This is a genomic window from Stieleria maiorica, from assembly GCF_008035925.1.
Lineage (GTDB): Bacteria > Planctomycetota > Planctomycetia > Pirellulales > Pirellulaceae > Stieleria > Stieleria maiorica.
Genome location: NZ_CP036264.1, coordinates 4,316,595 through 4,340,615 on the forward strand (window position 1 = coordinate 4,316,595; position 24,021 = coordinate 4,340,615).

Annotated in this window: 19 protein-coding genes; 11 read left to right on the plus strand and 8 right to left on the minus strand. The window is 59.2% G+C overall.

Annotated elements, in window-relative coordinates; genetic code table 11:
* Positions 1-40: 40 nt before the first annotated feature.
* A complete protein-coding gene (gene nadB, locus Mal15_RS14665) occupies positions 41-1,699 on the plus strand; it encodes an L-aspartate oxidase (protein ID WP_147872013.1) in 1,659 nt (552 codons plus the stop codon).
* A gap of 145 nt (positions 1,700-1,844) precedes the next feature.
* Here nadB and Mal15_RS14670 read toward each other — a convergent pair whose 3' ends face one another.
* The 5 genes from Mal15_RS14670 to typA all read right to left on the minus strand — a co-directional run bounded on the left by Mal15_RS14670 (position 1,845) and on the right by typA (position 6,289).
* Positions 1,845-2,552: a sensor histidine kinase gene (locus Mal15_RS14670; RefSeq protein ID WP_233903449.1), complete on the minus strand. Its 708-nt coding sequence runs from the start codon at positions 2,550-2,552 to the stop codon at positions 1,845-1,847.
* A gap of 14 nt (positions 2,553-2,566) precedes the next feature.
* The gene (locus tag Mal15_RS14675) at positions 2,567-2,932 is read right to left on the minus strand and encodes an STAS domain-containing protein (protein WP_147868462.1); all 366 of its coding nucleotides are present in this window, start codon (positions 2,930-2,932) and stop codon (positions 2,567-2,569) included.
* Positions 2,933-3,075: 143 nt separating this feature from the next.
* Entirely contained in the window at positions 3,076-3,639 is a 564-nt protein-coding gene (locus Mal15_RS14680) for a hypothetical protein (RefSeq protein WP_147868463.1), read from the minus strand.
* On the minus strand, positions 3,639-4,193 hold the full coding sequence (locus Mal15_RS14685; RefSeq protein ID WP_147868464.1) for a hypothetical protein: 555 nt from the start codon (positions 4,191-4,193) through the stop codon (positions 3,639-3,641). The genes Mal15_RS14680 and Mal15_RS14685 overlap by 1 nt, the downstream gene beginning before the upstream one ends.
* 269 nt (positions 4,194-4,462) lie before the next feature.
* Complete coding sequence (gene typA / locus Mal15_RS14690) at positions 4,463-6,289, minus strand: translational GTPase TypA (protein WP_147868465.1); 1,827 nt, start codon at positions 6,287-6,289, stop codon at positions 4,463-4,465.
* 487 nt (positions 6,290-6,776) lie between these two features.
* Here typA and Mal15_RS14695 point away from each other — a divergent pair, with 487 nt between their 5' ends.
* The 7 genes from Mal15_RS14695 to Mal15_RS14725 all read left to right on the plus strand — a co-directional run bounded on the left by Mal15_RS14695 (position 6,777) and on the right by Mal15_RS14725 (position 14,476).
* Positions 6,777-8,126: a Na(+)-translocating NADH-quinone reductase subunit A gene (locus Mal15_RS14695; protein WP_147868466.1), complete on the plus strand. Its 1,350-nt coding sequence runs from the start codon at positions 6,777-6,779 to the stop codon at positions 8,124-8,126.
* Between the two features lie 93 nt (positions 8,127-8,219).
* Positions 8,220-9,518 carry an NADH:ubiquinone reductase (Na(+)-transporting) subunit B gene (locus tag Mal15_RS14700; protein WP_147868467.1) on the plus strand — a complete coding sequence of 433 codons (1,299 nt, stop codon included), beginning with the start codon at positions 8,220-8,222 and terminating at the stop codon, positions 9,516-9,518.
* The gene (locus Mal15_RS14705) at positions 9,505-10,320 is read left to right on the plus strand and encodes a Na(+)-translocating NADH-quinone reductase subunit C (protein WP_147868468.1); all 816 of its coding nucleotides are present in this window, start codon (positions 9,505-9,507) and stop codon (positions 10,318-10,320) included. The genes Mal15_RS14700 and Mal15_RS14705 overlap by 14 nt, the downstream gene beginning before the upstream one ends.
* Before the next feature lie 4 nt (positions 10,321-10,324).
* On the plus strand, positions 10,325-10,951 hold the full coding sequence (locus Mal15_RS14710; RefSeq protein ID WP_147868469.1) for an NADH:ubiquinone reductase (Na(+)-transporting) subunit D: 627 nt from the start codon (positions 10,325-10,327) through the stop codon (positions 10,949-10,951).
* Positions 10,952-10,970: 19 nt separating this feature from the next.
* Entirely contained in the window at positions 10,971-11,609 is a 639-nt protein-coding gene (nqrE, locus tag Mal15_RS14715) for an NADH:ubiquinone reductase (Na(+)-transporting) subunit E (protein ID WP_182868321.1), read from the plus strand.
* A 77-nt stretch (positions 11,610-11,686) separates the two neighbouring features.
* Positions 11,687-12,907 carry an NADH:ubiquinone reductase (Na(+)-transporting) subunit F gene (gene nqrF / locus Mal15_RS14720; RefSeq protein WP_147868471.1) on the plus strand — a complete coding sequence of 407 codons (1,221 nt, stop codon included), beginning with the start codon at positions 11,687-11,689 and terminating at the stop codon, positions 12,905-12,907.
* Positions 12,908-13,135: 228 nt separating this feature from the next.
* On the plus strand, positions 13,136-14,476 hold the full coding sequence (locus tag Mal15_RS14725) for an FAD:protein FMN transferase (protein ID WP_147868472.1): 1,341 nt from the start codon (positions 13,136-13,138) through the stop codon (positions 14,474-14,476).
* 324 nt (positions 14,477-14,800) lie between these two features.
* On the opposite strand, the gene Mal15_RS14730 is transcribed toward Mal15_RS14725, so the two are convergent.
* The gene (locus Mal15_RS14730; protein ID WP_147868473.1) at positions 14,801-15,541 is read right to left on the minus strand and encodes an HAD family hydrolase; all 741 of its coding nucleotides are present in this window, start codon (positions 15,539-15,541) and stop codon (positions 14,801-14,803) included.
* 33 nt (positions 15,542-15,574) lie between these two features.
* Between Mal15_RS14730 and Mal15_RS14735 the strand changes: the two genes are divergently transcribed.
* The 3 genes from Mal15_RS14735 to Mal15_RS14745 all read left to right on the plus strand — a co-directional run bounded on the left by Mal15_RS14735 (position 15,575) and on the right by Mal15_RS14745 (position 20,504).
* Positions 15,575-16,846: a DUF3754 domain-containing protein gene (locus tag Mal15_RS14735; RefSeq protein ID WP_147868474.1), complete on the plus strand. Its 1,272-nt coding sequence runs from the start codon at positions 15,575-15,577 to the stop codon at positions 16,844-16,846.
* Between the two features lie 381 nt (positions 16,847-17,227).
* Positions 17,228-17,620 (plus strand): BlaI/MecI/CopY family transcriptional regulator, encoded by a 393-nt coding sequence (locus tag Mal15_RS14740; protein ID WP_147868475.1) that lies wholly within the window; start codon positions 17,228-17,230, stop codon positions 17,618-17,620.
* 388 nt (positions 17,621-18,008) lie between these two features.
* Complete coding sequence (locus Mal15_RS14745) at positions 18,009-20,504, plus strand: M56 family metallopeptidase (RefSeq protein ID WP_167546824.1); 2,496 nt, start codon at positions 18,009-18,011, stop codon at positions 20,502-20,504.
* Positions 20,505-20,992: 488 nt separating this feature from the next.
* Here Mal15_RS14745 and Mal15_RS14750 read toward each other — a convergent pair whose 3' ends face one another.
* Positions 20,993-22,555 (minus strand): sulfatase family protein, encoded by a 1,563-nt coding sequence (locus tag Mal15_RS14750; protein ID WP_147868477.1) that lies wholly within the window; start codon positions 22,553-22,555, stop codon positions 20,993-20,995.
* Between the two features lie 221 nt (positions 22,556-22,776).
* The gene (locus Mal15_RS14755) at positions 22,777-23,811 is read right to left on the minus strand and encodes a hypothetical protein (protein WP_233903450.1); all 1,035 of its coding nucleotides are present in this window, start codon (positions 23,809-23,811) and stop codon (positions 22,777-22,779) included.
* Positions 23,812-24,021: the final 210 nt, after the last annotated feature.

Here is a 24,021-nt window from a genome sequence, read left to right on the forward strand (position 1 = left end):
GGCGTCTGACATGTTTACGCCCGCCTGGGACCCTGCACTGATGATGACGCCGCGATATCTGGTCCCCTTTGACACCCGTCATGCGGTTCACAGATTCACCGATGTGTTGATCATCGGTGGCGGACTGGCGGGTCTGAGGGCGGCCAACGCGGTCGATTCGCACCAACGCGTTTTGGTGGTCACCAAGGATGTGTTGCGCGAATCCAACAGCACCTATGCCCAAGGCGGGATCGCCAGCGTGCTGGATCCCGAGGATCGCTTTGAAAACCACATTCGTGACACGCTGGTTGCCGGTGCAAACCTGTGCGATGCGGACGTCGTCAACATGGTCGTCCGCGAGGGGCCGGGGCGGATCGAGGAATTGGTTCGCTGGGGGACTCAGTTTGATCTCGAAGAAGGCGAATTGGAACTCGGTCGCGAAGGCGGTCATTCGCATGAACGGATCGTCCACGCCCAGGGCGATGCGACCGGTGCGGAGATCATGCGGGCGGTGATCCAGCGCACGCGTTCGCTGAAGAATGTCTGCATCTTGGAAAACACCTTCACCATCGATTTGCTGACCCACGGCGGCCAATGTCGTGGCGCGATCGTTTCCGAAAATGGCGGCCCGCCGATGATGGTTTGGGCCAAGGAAACCATCCTGTGCACCGGTGGGGCCGGCCAGATCTTTCGTGAATCGACCAACCCGCCGGTCGCCACCGCCGATGGGTCGTCGTTGGCCTATCGTGCGGGCGTTCAACTGAGCGACATGGAGTTCATGCAGTTCCATCCCACGGTGCTGTACATCGCCGGGTCTTCGCGATCATTGATCACCGAAGCGATTCGTGGCGAAGGCGCCTACCTGGTGGATTCCAACGGCCACCGATTCATGCCGGACTATGACCAGCGGGCCGAGTTGGCGCCGCGGGACGTCGTCAGTCAATCGATCATTCGACAGATGCAGGCGACCTCGCATCCCTGTGTTTACCTGGATCTGTCGCATCTGGACGGACGACACGTCGTGGCCCGCTTTCCCGGCATCGCCGACCTTTGCGGCAAGTTCGGCTTAGACATCACCAGTGATCGAATCCCGGTCCGTCCCGGTGCACACTACATGCTCGGCGGCGTCACGGTGGACCGGCAAGGCCGCACCAGTTTGCCGGGGCTGTGGGCGGCCGGCGAAGTCACCAGCAGCGGATTGCATGGCGCGAATCGACTGGCCAGCAACAGTTTGTTGGAGGGCTTGGTCTATGGCGCCGCGGCCGGCGGGGCCGCATCGAGGTCGGCCAGCGAGGGCGACCACGAAATGCGTGCGATGGAAATCCGCCATCCCGCGACCGCGTCCACCGAGTCGTTCGACATCGACGACGTGCGGATCTCGCTGAAAAGTCTGATGGGACGACTGGTCGGAGTCCAGCGTGACGGCGAAGGGTTGCAAAAAGCCGCGGACACGATTCGCTCGTTCGCCGCTTATGCGATGAACCACCAATTCGAAGACGAAGCCGGCTGGGAACTGCAAAACCTGCTGACGACTGCCGCCATCATGGTCTCCTCGGCCCTGGTGCGTACGGAATCACGCGGTGTGCATTTCCGCAGCGATCATCCGACTCATAACGATGACCAGTGGCGGCGTCATCTGACGGTCCAAATCAACGTCGACGGCGGCTACCCCCAACGCGGCCCGCTGCTGGAACCCGATCCGGTCCCGACGGCAAGGTGAGTGGCGGGGTCGACCTCCTTTCTAGGGGAGAGTCGCCGTGTTCTCCGAACTCGGCGTGCGCGAAAAAGCTACGCTTTGCCTCGCGCCGACCTCGGAGAGGACGGCGACTGTCCAGCCCAATCGAAAACTTAGCGGCGGACGATGACTACAGCGTCATCGTGACCGTGGTCGGGCCGCCGGGGGCGGATCGGATCGCCACGGTCTTTCCGACCAGCATCGCACGGCCTTTCATGGACCGGATCCCGAAACGGCTCGGATCGATCGATTCGGGGGCGAACCCGGCTCCGTCGTCGACGATCTCCATCTGATCGGGCGTGCAAGTAATGAGGATCGATTTCGCATTGCCGTGACGGATCGCGTTTCGCAACGCTTCGATCATGACCCGATAGGCGGTCGTTGCCAAGTCGCGGTCCCAGTTCGGATCGCAGACCGGACTGGCCGGGTCGATCGTCCAGGTGATCTCGCAGTCATCGCCACCGATGCGCGCCGCGGTGTCTTTGGCCGCGGCCAGCCACGACAGATTGCTCAACTCGGGCGGATAGATCTGCGTCAGCAGGTTGCGACTGAGCGCGAGCGCTTGCTGCAACCAATCGTCCGACTTGGCGATCCTCTCGAGCAGCCCCGGGACATCCTCGGCGCTGAAGGGGTTCTCGCCGGATGACCGCAGCGCGGCTTGTAGGTTGGCCGACGCGGCAAAGATCAGCGGGATCAGCAGATCATGCAAGTCGTGACCGATCTGGGCGCGTTCCAGGTCAATGATCTGGGCCGCGGTGATCTGGGCCGCGGTGATCTGGGCCGCGGTCAAACCCGAGGATGGCGATGCGGAATCCTCCGGGACGCCGTTACCTGTCACGTCGCCGGGTGGGATCAACCGAACCAACCTTTCTTTTCGAAGCTCGCGATCGCCTTGTCTTCGCTGCCTTGGATGTCGAACAGTTTGTTCAGTTTCGTGATCTTGAACACTTCCAGGACGTTCGGGGACACTTCACAGAACTTCAGTGCCACCCCTTGAGCTTTGCAGCTTTTGTTCAGCATCACCAGTTTGGTGATCATCGCCGAGGACATGAAGGAGACGCCACGAAAGTTCAGCAACAACTTTTTGTGGATGGCTTGAGGAACGGCGTCTTGCAGCTCGCGACCGACTTGTTCGATCCGCTGGCTGTCCAGAATCTTGCTGTCCATGAATCCGACAACCAAGATTTCACCGTTGTTTTCCGTAGTGGTGGCCGACATTGCGCGTGGTTCTGAGAGGGATGTGACGAGCGGAAGCGGGATGGCCGGTCGCGAAAACCGGCCTCGTCCTGCCGCTGTAGATTAGCAGCGTCAGCGGCCGCTCGCAATTCTCTGGCTAGCAAACCCGATCGGAGAGACCAAAATTACTGACCGGACTTCCGGAACACGCCTGTGGCGTTGACCATCACGGTGTTGACGGCTGCGTTGTACTGCGCCATTCCGGTGACATAAACGACATCGCCTTTTTCGAGGGCCAGCGTTTGTCGCGAATCACCTTGCAGCACCTTGCCGTCGCTGCCTTTGAACTGCACGATCGCCCGCGGCGCGTTTTCCAGCTTGCGTTTGCAGAACGGGCAGTTGTCGGCATGGTCGGGATCACCTTCGCCGTGTCCCTCGTCGGGCAGTTGGGAAATCATGAATGCCAGTTCCCCGGGTTGGAATGGATCCGCTTCACCGGCGTCAATCCGGCCACCCAGAATGACTGAGACGGCCTGCTCTCCCGATTCCTTGACCTCGGTCGGTGTCGAGATATCTCCCTCAGGCATTTCCGCCAGCACCAACGACGTCGCGGTCGCCTGCGCGGGCTGCGAACTGGTCATGGTGGTGTCCTGGGAAACCGGGGCGGGGGCGTCGCCACAACCGGTCGCCAGCACACAGATCGAGACCCCGCACGCCAGCAGGATCGCGGTGGAGGAGAATCGAGACATTACTTGGCTTCCTTTTTCAAGGTTTCGATCGCCTTGTCGATCGACTCGCTGACGTCGTCGTACGATTTCCCTTTGCTCTTGCTTTCTTCGCTGCCATGCAGCCCTTGGTCGACGACGGTGAAATCATCCAAGAGCGATTCGACTGCGGCCGCCGCCGCGGTCTTTTGTTCGGAGTCTTCCATCGCGTTGATCATGTTCTCGGTCGCGATCAGGACTTCACCGATGTGGTGCAGCGGGTCGTGGGCAGCGTCGGCATCGCCGGCGGCAAACTCGTCGCGAATCGTGTCACGCAACGATTCGATTTCCTCCAACGCTTCGGCCAGTGTCTCGAAGTCATGGCTGTGTTCTTCGGCGTGCGTGTCGCCGTGGTCGTGGCCTTCGTGATCCCCGTGGTCGTGGTCCCCATGCTCGTCATGATCGTGACCATCGTGGGCATGATCCGAATCGGATGCCTCGGTCACCGTCGTGGTCGATTTGTCTTGGCAGCCCGGCAGAACGGCGAAACCGAAGGCGGCTAGAAGTCCCAGTGTCAGGGAGAACGATTTGGAAGTCATTGAAATGCTGTCCGGGGAATGGGAGAGGGGGCGGCCTGACGTGCCATTACATTATCACGTACTACGCCGCCGTGGCCAATCGGTTCACCGGTTCGGGAGTGTGGGAATCGGGTGGGAGGCAGAATGATGGGGGCAAGACGATGGTAGGATTTTCACCTGCCGTTCAGCTCGTGTCGGCTGGGAAACTGAGCGGCAGGATCATGGCTTGATCATTCTGCCCCGTATCATTCTGCCTTCTGGCTTTCCCAGATTGCCTGGCCAGGTCGAAACTATTTCCGGTTGTTGCGACGGCGGTCGGATTCCTTGAGCAGGATTTTGCGCAGGCGGATGTTCTCCGGGGTGACTTCGACCAACTCGTCATCCTCGATGTATTCCAACGCCGCCTCCAGCGACATGTCGCGCGGCGGTTTCAGGATCACGTTTTCGTCGCTTCCCGAGGCCCGCATGTTGGTCAGTTTCTTTTCGCGACAGGGGTTCACGTTCATGTCGTTGTCGCGGGCGTTTTCGCCCACGATCATGCCTTCATAAACGTCCACTCCGGGGCCGACGAACAGGTCGCTGCGGTCCTGGAGGGCGAACAGGGCGAACGGCATCGTTTTTCCGGAAACCATCGAGATCAAGACACCGTTGGCGCGGCGGGGCACGTCGGGCTCGACCGGTCGATAGCTGTCGAAACGGTGGTGAATCACGGCGGTTCCGCGGGTGGCGTTCAGCAATCGGGTTCGCAGCCCGATCAGACCTCGCGAGGGGATCGTGAATCGCAGCAAGCTGTACTCACCGCGCTGCTTCATTTCGTCCAGCGTCCCGCGTCGCAATCCGACCAACTCCATCACCGGGCCCATCGCTTCGGTGGGAACCTCCACCCGCAGCGATTCGAACGGCTCGTGCGGCTTGCCGTCGATGTCGCGGTTGATGACGCGCGGTTTGCCGACGCTCAGCTCGAACCCTTCGCGGCGCATCGTTTCGATCAAGATGGCCAAGTGCAGCACGCCACGTCCCTTGACCGCGTAAGCCTCCGTGCCCGGAATCATTTCCACACGTAGGGCGACGTTGCGTTCGAGTTCCTTTTCCAGCCGCGCCTTGATCTGCCGCGTGGTGACGTACTTGCCTTCACGGCCGGCCATCGGCGAGGAGTTGACGGCGAACACCATCTCCAGGGTCGGCTCATCGACGGCGGGCCGCTGGAAGGCGTTATCGGCGTCGACCGCCGAAACCGTGTCACCGATTTCGACGTTCTCCAACCCTTCGATCGCTACGATGTCACCGGCACTGGCGACGTCGGTTTTGACCCGGCCCAAGTTATTAAAGACGTACAATCCGGCGACCTTCTGTTTGACCGGCCCGCCTTTTTGATGCAGCTCGATCGTCTGGCCGGCGCGGATTTGCCCCGCTTCGATTCGTCCGACCGCGATTCGGCCCACGTATTCGCTCCAGTCCAACGTCGTGACCAGCATCCGCAGCGGCGACTCGGCGTCGATTTCCGGCCCCGGCAGGTGGTCGACCAGCAAGTCCAGCAGCGGCCGCATGTCCTCGGTCGGCTGGTCGGGGTCGGTCGTCGCGTAGCCTTCTTTCGCGCTGGCGAACACATAGGCGACCGAATCCAACTGGTCTTCGCCGCCCAGATCGGCCAACAGTTCCAACGCCTCATCGAGTGCGTCGGGCGAACGGGCGTCGGGGCGGTCGATCTTATTGACCACGATGATCGGTTTGACCCCCGCGGCCAACGCTTTCTCCAGTACATAACGCGTTTGCGGCATCGGGCCTTCCGCCGCATCGACCAACACCAGACAACCGTCGGCCATCGTCACCACACGCTCGACTTCACCGCCGAAGTCCGCGTGCCCGGGGGTGTCGATCAAGTTGATCTTCACGTCGCGGTAGGGGATCGCAATGTTTTTAGACAGAATCGTGATCCCACGCTCCCGTTCCAAGTCGTTCGAATCCAAAATCCGCTCGCCCTTCAATTCGGCATCGCGGAACTGACCGCTTTGCCGCAGCAGACAATCAACGAGCGTGGTTTTTCCGTGGTCAACGTGGGCGATGATGACAACGTTTCGAATATCGGTGCGGCGATCGGCCAAAGTGGATTGGGTCACGAAATAACACTTGCAGGGGGTGAGAGAGAACTCGGTACGATCTGAAGATTTGCAACAACCGTTGGAGTCATGGCGAGGAAAAGAAAGACCTTTTCCGACAGATAGTGAATACGGTTGGGCGATTTCTCGCTAGACCTTTCCCGTCGTGTGTCTGTCAGCTTCGCTAGGCGTTTGCACTGGCGTATCACGGCCCCTAAAACATTTGCCAGCGCCGCTCGCCCCTCCGCTGATCGGTGTACCGTTGCGAGTAATGGTCAGCTATGTAATATTCCCTGACCAACGACATGGCAGTTTTCGTCGCCCACTGATGTGGGCATTTACTCGCGGCTTGCTTGTGAAAAAAATCACAAAGTGTTCCCTGTCTGTGAGATCTTTGTCAGTTCGATTTTTGTCCGCTGGATATTGTCTGCTTGGTATTTCAGTGCCTGATTTTGTTTCAGCGCTTGTTTTTTAGTCTCCTTGCGCGTCCAACCGTTTTTCGAAGCCTATGATCACGATCAAAGAAGGATTGGATCTTCCGATCCTCGGCACCCCCGCCCAGCACATCGAAGTTGCCAAACCGGTCACGCAAGTGGCGTTGGTCGGCGACGATTACATCGGCATGAAGCCCACGATGTTGGTGGCTCCGGGGGACAAGGTGAAGCTGGGCCAGCCGCTGTTTACCGACAAAAAAACCGAGGGAGTGACCTACACGTCTCCGGCGGCGGGCACGGTCGCGGACGTGATTCGGGGTGAAAAACGAAAATTCGAGGCGGTCGTGATCGACGTCGATCCTTCGCCATCGGATTCCGATGTGGTCAATTTTGAAGTCGGCGACGTCGGTTCGATGGATGCCGCCGCATTGACCGAATTGTTGCTCACCAGCGGGCTGTGGACGTCGCTGCGAACCCGCCCCTACGGCAAGGTTCCGGTGCCGGGAACCAAGCCGAGTTCGATTTTTGTCCAAGCGATCGACACGAACCCGTTGGCCGCGTGCCCGGCCACCGCGATGGCCGACCGCAAGGATCAGTTCATTCTGGGTTTGACGGCGATCACCAAGTTGACCGACGGTGCAGTCCACGTCTGCAAGGCGCCTGGGTCGGAGATTCCCGGCGGTGCGGTCGAAGGCGTCACGGTGACCGAGTTCGGCGGCCCCCACCCGGCGGGTCTGGTCGGCACACACATTCACGAGCTGGACCCGGTCGGCCCGAACAAGTCGGTCTGGTATTTGGGTTACCAAGACGTGATGGCGATCGGTGCCCTGCTGACGACGGGCAAGTTGGACGTTCGCCGCGTGATTTCGTTGGCCGGTCCGGTGATCGGCAAACCGCGTTTGCTGGAAACCCGTCTCGGGGCCGACATCAGCCAACTGACCGAGGGCGAGTTCGACGCCGGCATTAAAGTCCGTCAGATTTCCGGTTCGGTGCTCTGTGGTCGCACCGCCAATCCGCCGCACAATTTCTTGGGCCGCTACCACACCCAGATTTCGGTGATTGCCGAAGGCGACGAGCGCGAGTTTTTGGGTTGGCAAAAGCCGGGGTTTGACAAGTTCAGCACGACCCGCGTGTTCGCCTCGTCGATGTTGCCGAATCAGAAGTTCGCTTTCACGACCAGCACCGGCGGCAGCGAACGGGCGATGGTGCCGCTGGGGACTTATGAGAAAGTCATGCCGCTGGATATTCTGCCGACGCAATTGCTGCGAGCGTTGATCGTCCGCGACACCGACCAGGCGCAGCAATTGGGCGTCCTGGAACTGGAGGAGGAAGACTTGGCGTTATGCACGTTTGTCTGTCCCGGAAAATATGAATATGGCTCGCTGCTTCGCGAAAACCTGACCACGATCGAGCGTGAAGGCTGATCGGGACCGTTGAAATCATTTAGGCGGACACGGCTCCGAGCAGCCGACCGTTCCATTTACTCAGAAAAAACCGTTATTGGGCAAGACTGACCAATGAAAGCACTCCGCGCTGCTCTGGACAAGGTCCATCCGCTTTTTGACAAAGGCGGACCGCTGCAGATCGCGTATCCGGTGTACGAATCGATTGACACGTTTCTGTACACGCCGGGCGAAACCACTCACGGGCAAACGCACGTGCGTGACAACATCGATCTGAAGCGAATGATGATCACCGTCGTGATGGCTTTGGTGCCCGCGACGCTCTTTGGGATGTGGAACGTCGGCTACCAGGCGAACACCGCCATCCAGCGGGCCGCTGAAGCCGGTGAACGCTACGTCGGCGATTGGCACTACACGATCCACAACGCGATAGGGTTCACCAATGACCCGGGGAGCATCGCCGACTGCATGGTGCTCGGTGCGATCTTTTTCATCCCGATCTACTTCGTCTGCATGTTCGTCGGTGGTCACATCGAAATGGTCTTCAGTGTCCTGCGGGGGCACGAGATCAACGAAGGCTTCCTGGTCACCGGATTGCTCTTCCCGCTGACGTTGCCGGCATCGATTCCGCTGTGGCAGGTGGCCGTCGGGATCGCGTTCGGCGTGATCGTGGCCAAAGAGGTGTTCGGCGGCACCGGACGTAACTTCCTGAACGTGGCGCTGACCAGTCGCGCGTTCCTGTACTTTGCTCACGCCGGCCAAATCAGCGGCGACAAAGTCTGGACGGCCGTGGACGGGTTCAGCGGCGCGACCGCGCTGGGCCAGATGGCAGTGGCCACTCCCGATCCAGGTGGAGAGACCAATGCGGCGTTGGCGTCGCTGGAATCGGTCAACTATTCCCTGGGAGCTTCGGACCCAGTCACCTGGACCGAACCGATCACCTGGATGAGTGCGTTCCTGGGAACCGTCCAAGGATGCGTCGGCGAAACCAGCACCCTGATGTGCTTGATCGGAGCTGCGATTCTGATCGGCGCCGGAATCGGATCCTGGAAGATCATGGCGGGTGTCTTGGGCGGCGTCGCCGCGACCTCGCTGTTGCTAAACGGTGTCACAACCGGCAGCAACCCGATGATGAGTGTTCCGTTTTACTGGCACTTTGTCGTCGGCGGCTTGGCGTTCGGATTGGTGTTCATGGCCACTGACCCGGTCAGTGCCTCGATGACTGAAAAAGGAAAATGGATTTACGGCGGGCTGATCGGTTTCATGACGGTGTTGATTCGCTGTATCAACCCGGCATTCCCCGAAGGCATCATGTTGGCCATTCTGTTCGGCAACGTGTTCGCACCCTTGATCGATTACTTCGTTGTTTCCGCAAACGTTCGCCGGAGGATGGCACGCTATGTCACAACGTGATTCAACTGTTAATACTCTGCTGACGGCGACCATTTTATGCGTCGTTTGCTCGCTGGTCGTCAGCGTCGCCGCTGTCGGGCTGAAGGGCAAGCAGGAAGAGAATAAGATGCTCGATCGCCAGAAGAACATTCTGGATGCCGCAGGGCTGTCGATCGGCGAGTACGGCAAACCGGCCAGTGAGCTCTCGCGGGAACAAATCGACGAGCTGTACGCTTGGGTCAGCGAGGAATTGGTCGATCTGCAAACCGGCGAGTTTGTCACCGACATGGACACCGCGGCGTATGACCCGCGTGAAGCGGCCGAAAAGGCGGACTCCAGCATCGAAATCGGTGAAACGCCGTACGATCCAGGCGTCGGCCGTCGCGAAAAGGTGGCCAAGGTGTACTTCGTCAAAAAGCCCGGCACTGAAGACTTCCAGCAGGTCGTGTTGCCGGTCTACGGCAAGGGCCTGTGGTCCACGCTGTACGGCTACTTGGCTCTCAAGAACGATCTTGAAACGATCCAGGGTTTGACGTTCTACCAGCACGCCGAAACGCCCGGGCTGGGCGGCGAAGTCGACAACCCGGCCTGGAAGGCTCAGTGGGAAGACCAGAAGCTTTACAACGACAGCGGCGAGCCGGCCGCGATGGTTTACAAGGGAACCGCACCGGAAGGAAATCCTTACGCGGTGGACGGGTTGTCCGGAGCGACCATTACCAGCCGGGGCGTGACGAATCTGTTGCGTTACTGGGCCAGCGAGGATGGATACGGACCATTCTTGTCACAACTGAAGAACAGCAAGTCGGAGACATCGGGGTCCTGAAAAGATGGCTGAAAGAACTACAAAATCTGTGATCGTCGACCCGTTGGTCGACAACAACCCGATCGCCTTGCAAATCCTCGGGATTTGTAGCGCTCTGGCGGTGACGACGAAGATGGAAACGTCGATCGTGATGGCCATCGCGGTGATCGCCGTGACGGCGTTCAGCAACCTGGCCGTCAGTGCGATCCGGACGTACATCCCCAGCAGCATCCGGATCATCGTCCAAATGACCGTGATCGCCTCGTTGGTGATCGTCGTCGACCAGGTGCTGAAGGCTTACCTGTTCGACATCAGCAAACAACTGTCCGTGTTCGTCGGACTGATCATCACCAACTGTATCGTGATGGGTCGCGCCGAAGGCTTCGCGATGAAGAACGGCCCCTGGCTGAGTTTCTGGGACGGAATCGGAAACGGACTCGGTTACGGTCTGGTGCTGTTGTTCGTCGCCTTCTTCCGCGAACTGCTCGGCAGCGGAACACTGCTGGGTTACGTCATCTTGCCGCTGGATCGGAACGGCGGTTGGTACAACCCCAACAACTTGATGCTGTTGCCCCCGAGTGCGTTTTTCTTGATCGGCTTCCTGATTTGGTTGATCCGAGCATACAAACCGGAACAAATCGAAGAGTCCTGAGGAAAGAACCATGTCAGAAATCATTGAAACCCATCTCAGCATCCTGCTCAAAGCGGTCTTCGTCGAAAACCTGGCGTTGGCGTTCTTCCTGGGGATGTGCACGTTCTTGGCGATCAGCAAGAACGTCAAAACGGCGATCGGTCTGGGGATCGCGGTGATCGTGATCGAAGCGATCACGGTGCCGGCCAACCAGTTCATCTACGCGTGGTTCCTGAAGAAAGGTGCCCTGACGTGGGCGGAGGGCTTTCTGCCGGTCTCACCGGGCTACTTCGAATCGGTCGATCTGACGTTTCTGGGATTCATCAGCTACATCGGTGTGATTGCGGCGATGGTCCAGATCCTGGAAATGTTCTTGGACAAGTTCTTCCCCGCCCTCTACAACACCCTGGGGATTTTCTTGCCGCTGATCACGGTGAACTGTGCCATCTTGGGTGCGTCGCTGTTCATGCAGGAACGCAACTATTCGTTCGCCGAATCGTGCACCTACGGACTCGGTTGCGGGCTCGGCTGGGCGTTGGCGATCGCGGCGCTGGCCGGAATCCGAGAAAAAATGAAATACAGTGATGTCCCGCCGCCGCTTCGCGGTTTAGGAATCACGTTCATCACCGTCGGACTGATGGCGCTGGCCTTCATGTCCTTCAGCGGAATCCAGCTGTAACGCTGCCTGTGATCCCTCCGCGTTATCAACTTTGACAAGACGTCCTTTTAGAAACCTTAAAGTAGTATCGATCCGAAATGGGTACCGTAATCCTTGGCATCGCAATGTTCACCCTGGTCGTGGTGGCATTGGTGGTCTTGATCCTGGGCGCGAAAGCGCAACTCGTCGCTTCAGGACCGGTGAAGATCATGATCAATGACCAAAAAGAGATCGAGGTTCCCGCCGGCGGTAAACTGTTGGGGGCCCTCGCCGACGCCGGCGTGTTCGTCTCCAGCGCCTGCGGCGGTGGTGGCACCTGTGCCCAGTGCAAGGTCAAGGTTCACGAGGGCGGCGGTGAGATCCTGGCGACCGAAAAGGACCACATTTCCAAAAAGGCCGCCCGCGAAGGCGAGCGTTTGTCGTGCCAAGTCGCCGTCAAACAGGACATGAACGTCGAGGTCCCCGCCGAAGCCTTCGACACCAAGAAATGGGATTGCACCGTCCGCAGCAACCACAACGTGGCAACCTTCATCAAGGAGTTCGTGCTGGAGTTGCCCGAAGGCGAAGACGTCAATTTCAAGGCCGGCGGTTACATCCAAATCGAATGCCCGCCGCATGTGGCCAACTACAAAGACTTTGACATCGAAGAAGAGTATCACGAGGACTGGGACAAGTACGACATCTGGCGTTTCGTTTCCAAGGTCGACGAGCCCGTGATCCGTGCTTACTCGATGGCGAACTACCCGGGCGAAAAAGGCATCATCATGCTGAACGTCCGCGTCGCCACTCCGCCGCCCCGCAACCCCGAATTGCCGCCGGGGAAAATGAGCAGCTGGATCTTCAGCCTGAAACCCGGTGACAAGGCGACCATCAGCGGTCCCTACGGCGAGTTCTTCATCAAGGATACCGACGCCGAAATGGTCTACATCGGTGGTGGGGCCGGGATGGCGCCGCTGCGAAGTCACATCTTCGAACTGTTCAAGCGTCAAAAGACGGATCGAAAGGTCAGCTACTGGTACGGCGGTCGAAGTCTCCGCGAGCTGTTCTACATCGACCACTTCCGCAGTATCGAAGAAGAATTCCCGAATTTTAAGTTCAACATCGCTCTCTCGGACCCGCTGCCCGAAGACAATTGGGACGGCTACCAAGGGTTCATCCACCAAGTGCTGTTGGACAACTACTTGAGCAAACACCCGGCGCCCGAGGACATCGAGTACTACATCTGTGGCCCGCCGATGATGAACCAAGCGGTGTTCCGCATGCTCGACGATCTGGGGGTCGAACCGGAAAACATCGCCTACGACGACTTCGGCGGTTAAGCGGCTCGTACACGAAAGCTTGGAGACTCTCCCAGCCTGTCGGACCGTCGATGGTAGGCTAGCATTCCGTCGCAGCTTCGCATTTGATTGGACTGGACAGTCGCCGTCCTCTCCGAAGTTGGCGCGGGGCGGAGCTTCGCTTTTTCGGACGCCGAGTTCGGAGAACACGGCGACTCCCACGAGACCGACGGAGTCGGCACCGCCAATTCCCCACTTTCGGTAATAAGAATGACGATCCAACAAACGCGACGGGCACTGCTGCTGGTCGCGTTTCTTATTTCAGCAGCCGTCTGGTTCGGCAGCACGACAGCCACCGCTCAGGATCAATCCGGCCAGAACGATACCGGGCCGCGGACGATTCGAGAATTTCGCGGCAAGACGATGGGCACCAGCTACATGGTCAAAGTCGCCGGGGCGGAGGCGGTGGATGACCAGACGCTGCGGTTTTCAATCGATGCCGAACTGAGACGCGTCAACGACCAGATGTCGACGTATCTGGAGTCGTCCGAAATCTCTCAATTCAATCGGTCGACCAGCACGGATTGGTTCGCGGTCAGCAGCGAGTTTGCCGCCGTGGTCACCGAGGCGCAATCCATCGCCGAGAAAACTGACGGCGCGTTCGACATCACGGTCGCGCCATTGGTCAACGCCTGGAGCTTTGGGCCGACCGAACGTAGCAGAACGGTTCCCGACGCGGACACGCTGAAGCAAGTCATGGCGACGGTGGGCTACAAAAAGCTGGACGTCCGCACCGATCCGCCGGGGTTGAAAAAACAGATCCCCGAGTTGCAGATCGATCTTTCATCGATCGCCAAGGGGCACGGCGTCGACCGAGTCGTCGATAAATTATCCCAGTTGGGGGCCAGCGACGTGTTCGTGGAGATCGGCGGCGAGGTGCGAACCAGCGGCGACAAACCGGGCGGCCCTTGGAAGGTCGGGATTCAACTGCCCGATGCAGCCCAGGATACGGTGATGATCGCCCACGCGATGTTGATGAACGAACCGGCGGGCAACGCGATGGCTACCTCCGGCGATTACCGGAACATGTACGTCGTTGATGGAAAACGATATTCACACACGATCGACCCGCGGACCGGTGCGCCGGTGGAACACGACCTCGCTTCGGTGACCGTGATCGCAAAAACTTGCATGCAGGCCGACGGCTGGGCGACTGCATTGAACGTCTTGGGACAAAATCCGGCGCTGGCGATCGCGAAACAAGATGACATCCACACCTTGCTCGTCTCGCGAACCGATGCAAAGGAGTATCAGATGGCAGGCACGGGAATTTTGGCACAGTACGCCCAGGCGGCGCCCGATGCCGCTGACAACACGGGGTGGTTGGAGGCGCTTGTGCCGGTCGCCGTGATCACCTTTGGCGTGTTTTCAATTCTGTTGTTCGCGATGGCGATCGGAGTCGTTTTCGGGCGCCGCTCGATCAGCGGGTCATGCGGCGGATTGGCCAGCAAGACCAACGAGGACGGCAGCACCAGTTGCTCCCTTTGCAGCAACCCTTCGGATGCCTGCAAGGAACTGCGCGATAAAATGGCGGCCGACCGATCGGAGTAGACTTCACGGCAAACGCGAGGTGGAACCGAGGGGGACGACCTGTGACCGTCTCGTTCCAGATTCCCATCGACGCGACAGGATGTCGGGGCAAGTAGGGAGGTAGAAAGATTTTGGAGGCAGGAAAATTGCCAAAATCGAATGGATGTTGCATTTCATCATTTTCTTACCTCCGAAATCTTCTTACTCGATTTCCGCACGCGGCTACGAAACGGGACGACGTACGTGAACCGGCTGATGTTTGTCGAGTGTTCCTCCCTGGCGTCCCATATTCGCCTTTGGTCGAACGGCCCCCCCCAAAACAAGGCGTTTTGAGCACCAGCAACCCTAACGCAGCATCTGCCACAGCCGTTGATCCAACAGCGAGTCGGCCACCAAGACCGCTCCGGTGAAATCTTGCTCGCGGGTGTGTTCGTTCGGGATCGCGACGACGCTTGCCCCCGCAGCAACCCCTGCGGCGCACCCGTTGCCGCTGTCTTCCAGCACCAGCATGCGGTGGGGTTGGAGCCCGAATCGCTCGGCCGCGGTGGAATACATTTCCGGGTGGGGTTTGCCGTTTCGGACATCGTCCCCGGTCAAAACGAAGGTCAGCGACTGGCGCCAATGCAGCTCGGCGAAGATGATGTCGACCCATTTCCGGCGACTGCTGGTGGTCAGCGCGAACGGGACCCCGCTGGATTGCAGATGTCCGATCCAATCCTCCAGCCCCGGCATCGGACGCAGCAGTTGCGGCAGCAGGTTGCCGTACAGATCGTCCGATTCGGCCAGCAATTCTTCGGCTGAATCGCCCAGGGAGTGGAAGTCGATCATTTCTTGCACCGCCGCGGCACCGATCCGCCCCATCATGCGTGCTTGTAGCGCCGAACTGTAACGGTGCCCGCGCCGCTGCAGGATCGTGTCGCCGACCTGCCAGTAAATCCGTTCAGTGTCAAACAGCAATCCGTCCATGTCCAACGCCACCCCGGCCACCTCGGGAAGCGTGTCGCCGCGATCGGACTCGCTTCCATCGCGTTCGCTACCATCGGACTTCTGGATCGGTTCAAATACTCGCTGTGGGCGGCTCGCCATCTCTATCCCTTTTTCGCTCTTTGCGTGATACCCGTGTCTGAATCGGTCGACCGAATTCTTACCAACTGGTCCATCGATGGAACAGGCCCGCTGACGCGAGGGGCCAGCGAAATCAGCACGTCAGGCTGGATCCGGGACGACGCGGCGCACTGGTCGATCGAGCCATTCTTGCCGATCGAAACGCAAACGCTGGTCGAGTATTTGAGATCTCGCGAGACGGGATCTGCAGAATTGGATTGCGCAGGGCGTGAGCGGTTTGACGATGCGATCCGAAAGATCACCGAACACGTCCAGGCCAAAACGACGCGGTATCACGCCCAGTTTTCGGACCGATATCGCTCCATGGACCCCGACAGTGACTGCAAAATCCCGATCGACCTGCAGTGCGATCAGGTCACCGACGACTCACAACGGTTGATGGCACTGTGTGATGAAATCCTGACCGATGCGGCCTACAAAAAGCTGACCCAGGATGACATCGAAAAATGCGTCGGAGTCTCCAGCCACTGGGGCGTGCCGATGACCGCCAATTTCGGACTGTTTCAACACTTGGCCGTCTATGCCCGCGGCGACATCATCGGCCGACGATGCAAACGACGACTTCAAAACCTGTATCGCATGGAGATGGTCGACGTCGCGATCTATCAACGGTTGGTCGTTTTGTTTCAACTGGCTGAAGATCACGAGCGCGGCGAAATGCTCTCAGCCGGGCAGTTTCATTTGCGGATCTTTAAGAACATCCCCAAGCAGGATGTCGACATGCTGCTGCCGGGAACCCGTGTCCGACTTAGCAAACTCGATCGCGTGAAAGTGATTGCGCCCAGCCTGGGCGGTTGGCTGTTGTCACTGCAAAAGATCTCGCGGTTCGTGCTCGTCACGCTCGCCCTGGCCGCCTACTACTCGACCGCCCTGGTGATCGGATTGATCCTGGCCGCGATCGGCTACTGCGTGAAAAGCTTCTTCAGCTACTTTCAAACCAAAAACCGCTACCTGCTGGATCTGACACGGAACCTGTATTTCCAAAAGCTAGACACCAACGCCGGCGCCGCATTCCAAATCATCCAACAAGCCGGCCGCCAATCAAGCAACGAGGCCACGCTGGCCTATTTCGCACTGGCGACCGAGACGGAGCCGATCAGCCGTCGGCGGTTGCGGCGAAAATGCGAGCGATTGATCCGCGAAGCGATCGACGTCGAAATCGACTTTCAAGTCGATCGGGCGATCGAGACGCTCGTGCAGCTCGGCCTGACAATCGAGACGGCTGACGAGAAGCTCGTGATCGCCAAGGTGTCGAGCCCAGTCTGAGGTTGAGAGGATGGGGGCAAAACGATGGGGCAGAATGCAGCGGGAAGCGTCACGGCCTGTTGATTGAGTGAGCCGTAGGCGCTCGCCTCGGGCCTCGGTGGGTATTCGTGATGTTTCAGGACCAGACGCTCGCGCGAAACGGCGAACCCCACGTTTGATCAGATTAAATCAACAGGCCGAAAAGCGAGCGGCGCGTGTGAGGATGGTGACGGTACGGGGCAGAATGATACGGGGCAGAATGATGGCGGTAGCGGTGGTACGGTCTTCATCGTTTTGCCCCCCATCGTTTTGCCACTCCTTCGAAAACGGCGAAACTTTCTTGACACGCACGCCGAAATCTTTACACTTAAAAAATTAAGCGTAAGGGTCCAGGTGAATCCGATGTCTGAAAACCTTCCCACCGATCGTGAACTGCAAATCCTCGCCGTTCTTTGGGCGCGGGGTGAATCCACGGTGCGCGAGGTTTACGAAGACCTTCGTCGGCAAGGCGAAGAGTTGGCCCAAAACACGGTCCAGGCGTTTCTGCGTCTGATGTACGAGAAACAGCTGGTCACCTATCGCCAACAAGGCCGGGCGTTCGTGTATCGCGCCGCCGTCGCCCAAAAACGCACCCGTGGACAACTCGTATCGTCGTTGGTGCAACGCGCATTTGACGGTGCCGTCGACGCGCTGGTGCAGAGCGCGTTTGATGCCAAGGCTCCCAGCGAAGAAGAACTGCAGCGACTGGAAGAACTGCTGCGGCAACATCGGGCCGGCAAGAAAAAGTCACGCTGACAACCGTCAGCGCGTTTTGGTTTCACGACACGCCCTTCATCTATCGGGACAGGTTATGAATGCCTTTGACTTACACACGCTCGATTCGGTTTGGATCAGTTCCGCGGTCGTGTTGCTTTGTTTCTGGCTTGGCAGCTTGCTGCAACGCAGCCCACAACGGCGTCAGCGGCTGTGCGAGTTTGGGGTTGCCGTTTCTCTGGTGGTCGCGGTTTTGGTGCTGGTCCCCCTGCCACGCGCTTCGGTTTTTCCGGTCACCTCGCAATCATATTCACTCGGCGGCTCGACAGTTCTTGACGCCTCGGAGGAGCTCTCAGCAACCCCGCGTCCAAGCGTGGGGGCGTTGCATGACGCTGCATCGTCGGTCACTGACGATGCGGTTGCACCTGTGATGTCCACCCGATCAGTGCACGGCAGACGGCCGCCGTTCCGCTGGCGGTCTGTATTGAGCGGCGTCTATTTCTCGGGCGCAGGTCTGTGCGTGGCGTTTCTGTTGATGGGACGCGTTCGGATCCGGTGGATCGAGTCGGTGGCGCAAACGCATCGCTCGGGTGACGTCCCGCCGCACGTTCGTTTGTTGATCTGCCCGCGTGCAAGTCGCCCCTATTGTCGTGGAATTATTCAGCCGCGGATTGTCGTGCCGCCGGCAGTTGCCGAGAGCGAGCATTTCCGGCACGTGCTACGGCACGAATTGATTCATCTGAAAAGACGTGATGCGTCGACCCGTTTCTTGATGAACGTGGCCATGCCGGTCCTGTACCTCCATCCGTTCTATTGGTTGCTCAGACGGTCGGCGATCATGGCGTCGGAAAACGTGGCCGATGCGATGGCCGCAAAGGAAACTTCGATCGACGCCTACTCCGGTGGAATGATTGAACTGGTCAGGTCGCTCAACTCGACCTCTTGGGGATTGTCGGTTGTGAGCGGGTGGAGCAACGATGCGACGCTAACCAAGCGGATTCAGTGGTTACTGCAGTCCCGCGGGCAATCGTATCCTTGCACTCTCGGTTGGTCATGTAGAACGGGGGCGATCGGTGTTGTCCTGATGGGCTTCGTGACATTCCTGTTCGGTTGCACGCCGGAGCCCGCACGAACGGGCAGTCTGGAGGCGGTCGGGGATACCATCGCAGGCGGCATTTGGTCGATGACATCCGATTTGCCCGGCAGTGCCGCACAGATCAGCGACTGTGATGTCAAGGTCGTTCGCGGACAGGTCTTCGATGGCGGAATGCCGGTCGCCGACGCCGAAGTCTGGGCGAGCGGCTACGGGCGGATCGGCGGACGCGAGAAAGTTGTGACGGATCAGGACGGCCGCTTCCAACTCGCGTTGCCGATTGATCCGCGGATGGCAATCCGTTCTTGGAACATCGCCGCGTTCCAAGGAGATCGATTCGGCAAGTCCGGCATAGTGTCTGACGATGACACTGTCACGATCAATCTCCGTCCCGGCCGCGCTGCATCATTCGAGGTTCGTGATCGAGCGACCGGAGATCTGGTTTCCGGCGCACGCTTGTTTTTGCAGGATGGTCGGATCGTGGACACCTCGGACGGACGTTGTCGTGTCGGCGGCCTAGCCGAAGAACTCGTCCGGTTGGTCGTCGTTGCACCGAAGTTTGCCCGTCGCGCAATCGAGATCGACCTCTATTCCGAAAAACAAGAGCGCCTGGTGGTCCGTCTGGACAAGGGCGGTCGGATCCATGGACGCATCCTGGATCGAAGCGGCCAACCGGTCGCCGGAAACCCCGTCGGGTTGATGGTCAGCCACCAAAACCTTCAGCCCGCCATGCGGCAGATCACCGACCAAGACGGCAGGTACTCCATGTCCGGCATCCCAGTCGATCGTCCGGTGCGTCTGAGCGTCTATTCCCACAAAACCTCCAACGGGTCGCGATGGGAAACGCAAACGGTCTCGGTCAGTGCGGCGGGTTCGTTGGAGGTCGATTTTTCCGTCGACGGTGACCACGCGGTTTCTCCAGAAACTCACTCGCCCGGCATCCGAGCCCTGACATCGGACCAGCCGGATCCGGGGCGTGGTGCGATCCGTGGTCAAGTGTTGTTGCCCGGCGGAGAACCGGCGACCGAGTTTGAATTGTCGTTCGAGTGGCCGCGGGATTGGCAGCCGGGTGAAGAAATCATCAGTGGTGGGCGGGTCGGAAACGCATGCCTGTTCACCCCGGATGACGGGCGATTCGAATTCACGGGGCTTCAGAAAGGCGGGACCTATCGGCTTGTCGCCGCATCGCCGGGGTTCCAAGATGCCGTGGTGTCTCGCGTCCATGCCGTGTCGCTCGCGAGAATGGAATCTGCCGAAGCGATCCACTTGCAATTGAAACCGGCGACCGATGCGGTCGTCACGGTCTATGATTCGTCAAAGCAACCGATTGCCGGGGCCGATGTGTGGCTGGTTCCCGATGATCCGACACGCGCGCTTGACTCCGACAAGTTTGACCGTCGCCGGCTTCATGGAAGGTCTGACTCGAAGGGGCAGGTGAGTTTTTCGAGCATTCCATTTGCCGATGGAGTTCTGATTGTTGAAAAGGACGGTAAGGGAACCGAACACGTTCCCTGGGACGGGAAGGACACCACTGTCACGTTATCGGATTCGGCGACCTTGAAGGTCCAACTGGCGCGTCCCGGCGGCGCCGCAAAACCGTTGGACGTTTTTCTGCAGCGGCAGGGAAGCAATCGCTTGAGCGCGACGGTGGCCGGTCGCGGTGATCAGACCGTGCTGTTTGAAAACCTAACCGCGGCACAGTACAAGCTGTCGATCGAATCGGACGACTACAGACTGGGCAATGGGAAATGGCAGCAGGAAATCGGCCTGCTGGAACCCGGTAAGCAGACCGTCGTGACGTTGATGCTAAGAGAGTCACCGGATGGAAATTAGCGCTCCGTGGGAGGAGCGTTGGAGTAATGTACGCTAGCGGGAGTGTTTCGGCCCGTTGATTAGTTGAGCCGTAAGGCGCTAGCCTACGGGCCTCGGTGCGTATTCTTGATTATTCAGGCCCGTACGCTCACGCGAAACGGCTGGTCTAACGTGTGATCGATTAAATCAACAGGTCGGTAAGCGAGTGGCGCGTGAAAGGATGGTGACGGTACGGAAGAGGCAGAATGAGACGGGGCAAAACGATGGAGGCAAAACGATGGAGGCAAAACGATGGAGGCAAAACGATGGGGAGGCAGAATGATGGGGAGAGGGAATTGGGTTGCACGCGAGAAGGGGTAGGCGTGGATTGATGGATCACCTAGCTCATGGCCCTTCTGCTGGACATCATTCTGCCCCGAATCATTCTGCCTCCCCTCATCTCCCCGGAAATCGTCTCGCCGAGCACCGCGAGGGCCCGGCGCGTGAGTGCCGCTTCCTGTCCCGCAAACCTATTGGGCTTGGCGGTTGATCGGTTCGTCGACGACGATGGATTTCGGGAAGTCCGCTGCCTCGTTGCCGCCGCGATCGTCCCAACGCTTGTTTTGGCTGCCGCCTTTGGGCTGGTTCATCGGAATGTCCATCCCGCCGGCATCGCCGAGCATCGCGTACAGTTTGTCTTCCATTTCCTTGGCAACGGCTTTGTAGTCCGGGTCGTTGATCAAGTTCTTGGTTTCACCCGGGTCGGTCGTCAGGTCATAAAGCTCGTCGACGTCCCACAGCCCGTAGTAGGTGATGTACTTGAAGCGATCCCCACGCAGGGCAAACTGGGTCGGGGATTGCGGGAAGTTCTTCTCCCAGTAGTAGACGTACAGGAAGTAGTCCCGCCACGGCATCTCGGGCTTGTTGGGGATTTCGAGAAAGCTTTCACCGTCCATGTAGTCGGGCGTTTGCAAACCGGCGGCGTGCAGGATGGTCGGGCCGACGTCGATGTTGCCGATCACGTTTTCGATCACCTTGCCGCCTTCGAACAAATTGGGGCACTGCATCATCATCGGAACGCGAATGGACGCTTCGTAAGAAACGCGTTTGTCGATCAACCCATGTTCGCCCCACATGAACCCGTTGTCGCCCATGTAGATCACCAAGGTGTCGTCATGGACGCCCATGTCTTTGAGTTGTTGCAGCACTCGGCCGACGCTGTCGTCGACCGCAAGGATGGATTCGCAGTAACGACGGTACAGGTAATCCAATCCCTTGTCGCTGTGGTACGAGAAATCGATGCCGTGCCAGCTGTTGCGTTGGTCGCGAACCCATCGCGGGGCGTCGTTTTCGGCTTTGATGTTTTCACCGCGTGGCAAGAAGCTCAGGTCCGCGTCGGCGTAGCGTCCTTCGTGACGTTTGGCCGGCGTGAAATTGGCATGCACGGCCTTGTGTGACAGGTACAAGAAAAACGGTTGATCGCCGTCGCGGTTGTTCAGCCAGTCGACGGCATAGTCGGTCAGCTCGTCGGTGATGTAGCCTTTTTGCTTGACGCGTTCCCCGTTGACGTTCAGCGTGTAGTTGGGGCCCGGCGGAAGGTAGTTGCCTTGGCCGCGAAAGCTGATCCAGTGGTCAAAGCCCGGCCGCGGATCGTCATGGTGCCCACCCATGTGCCACTTGCCGATAAATGCCGTTTCGTATCCGGCACGCTGTAGATACTGTGGAAAGAACTTGGTTCCTTCGGGCACCAACCGATTGTTGTCGATCACGCGATGCTTGTGCGTGTACAGGCCGGTCAGGATCGATGCGCGACTTGGCGAGCACAAGCTGGTGGTGACGAACGCGTTCTTCAGGTGCGCGCCGTTGGCCGCCAACGAATCCAAATGGGGCGTTTCCAGGAACGGGTGCCCGGCAAATCCCATCGCGTCAAAACGGTGATCGTCGGTCAAAATAAAGACGACGTTGCGGGGTTTAACGCCTTCGCGCGGCGGAGTCGGCGGCAGGTCAGCCGAGCGCGCGTCGGTGTGGACCAGAAAAAGAAGTGCGACGGCGACGGCAAGGGGTCTTGCGAGAGAGCACGACTGGAAGATCATCGTGAGGGTAGGCTCCGAGCTTTCGGTGGGGAATCAGACAAACGGCAGACGCCGTAGTCTAAACCGAAATCGGAGCGTTTGCGAACAGTCGCTCGGTAGCGGAACTCGCCAAGAGATTCGCCCGCGCGCTCCGTAGCGGAACTCGCGGAGAGTTTCGCCCGGCGGGACTCCGCCGGGTGGGCGCGAAAGCCTTGGCGGCTTCCGCTACGTGTGGCTAAACGTTAACGCCCCGGCCGCGTCGCGATCCGTTGGCCTTTGGGACGCAGCACATACACCTTCGGGTCGTCGACCACAAACGTGGTGCTCCAGCGGTGTCCGTCATCGGCACTGCAGACGTTGTAGAAGAACGTGCGGAACCGCTCGGCTCGGTAGCCATACGGGAACTGGCTGGTGATGTAATCGTCCTCGGTCAAATCGTCCACGCCGGGTGACGCGTAGTAGTGCACCATGCCGTCGGGCGTGACACTCATGCCCATCGTCCACCAGCCGGTCGTGGTGATCTGGGGCCCACGGAAGTCACCCCCGCGTTGGTTGCCGCGGATTCGCAAGTAGGCGTAGTCGTGATCCTTTCGCGTCGTCGATTTGCTTTCGAATTCGACGAACATCCCCGGCCAGTAGACTTCGTTGCCCATCTCCTGGGTCGTGCGTTTAAAAATCCCCACGCCGACTTCCTTGTCGACCATCGCGGTCGTTTCCAGTGCCAGTCGGAATCCGAAGTGCGGGCCGCTGCGGTTTTCCCAGCTCTCCACCGGCGGCAAGTAAACGCGGGTGGTCACGCTGGGGACTTCCGAGATGTCTACGCGTCGTTTCAGTCGATATTGAACGTTAGCGACGAAGTCATCCTGGTGCATGGTCCCACTGGGACGTCCCGGCAACCCCGTGAATTTGCTCCGCATCAGCAGGGCGCCTGTGCTGCCGGGAATGCCGCCGGGCGGCGTGTCGACCCGCTGGACGACATCGGGATGGCCGCGTTTGATGCCTTCGTACCAACGACCGTTGCTGCTGCGGCCCATCGGACCGCGCTGGTTCTCGTCAATGTCCTCGGTACTTTTAGGGTTCCGTGGGATATAGCTCCAGTTGGGGTCCTCGAAATCGTCCGACACGCCGACGATTTCGCTGCCCGTTCCGGGGACGACGGGACGCTGGGCGTTGACTTCGTTTCCTGAGGTCGCCAAGGAGGCAATCAGGGTGGCGGCCAGTCCTCGGCCGCACCATTTCGAAGCCGCGGCAAAGGTTTCCATGAGCGAGTTTGTCATCGCTTTTTCCGTTGGTTTGGATCAAATCGACAGCGTGAAACAACGGAGATCGGCCATCGCTGGGCAGATGGCAATGGTGGTGCACCCGCGCATGCGGTGTCGCAACGGCCCTCCCTTGTCAAGATTGATCGGCAACGGATTGCAAGATCTGTAACGGTTTTCCCGATTTCAGCGGTGACGCAGCTTCCAAACCCCGCGACGGCGCGGAAG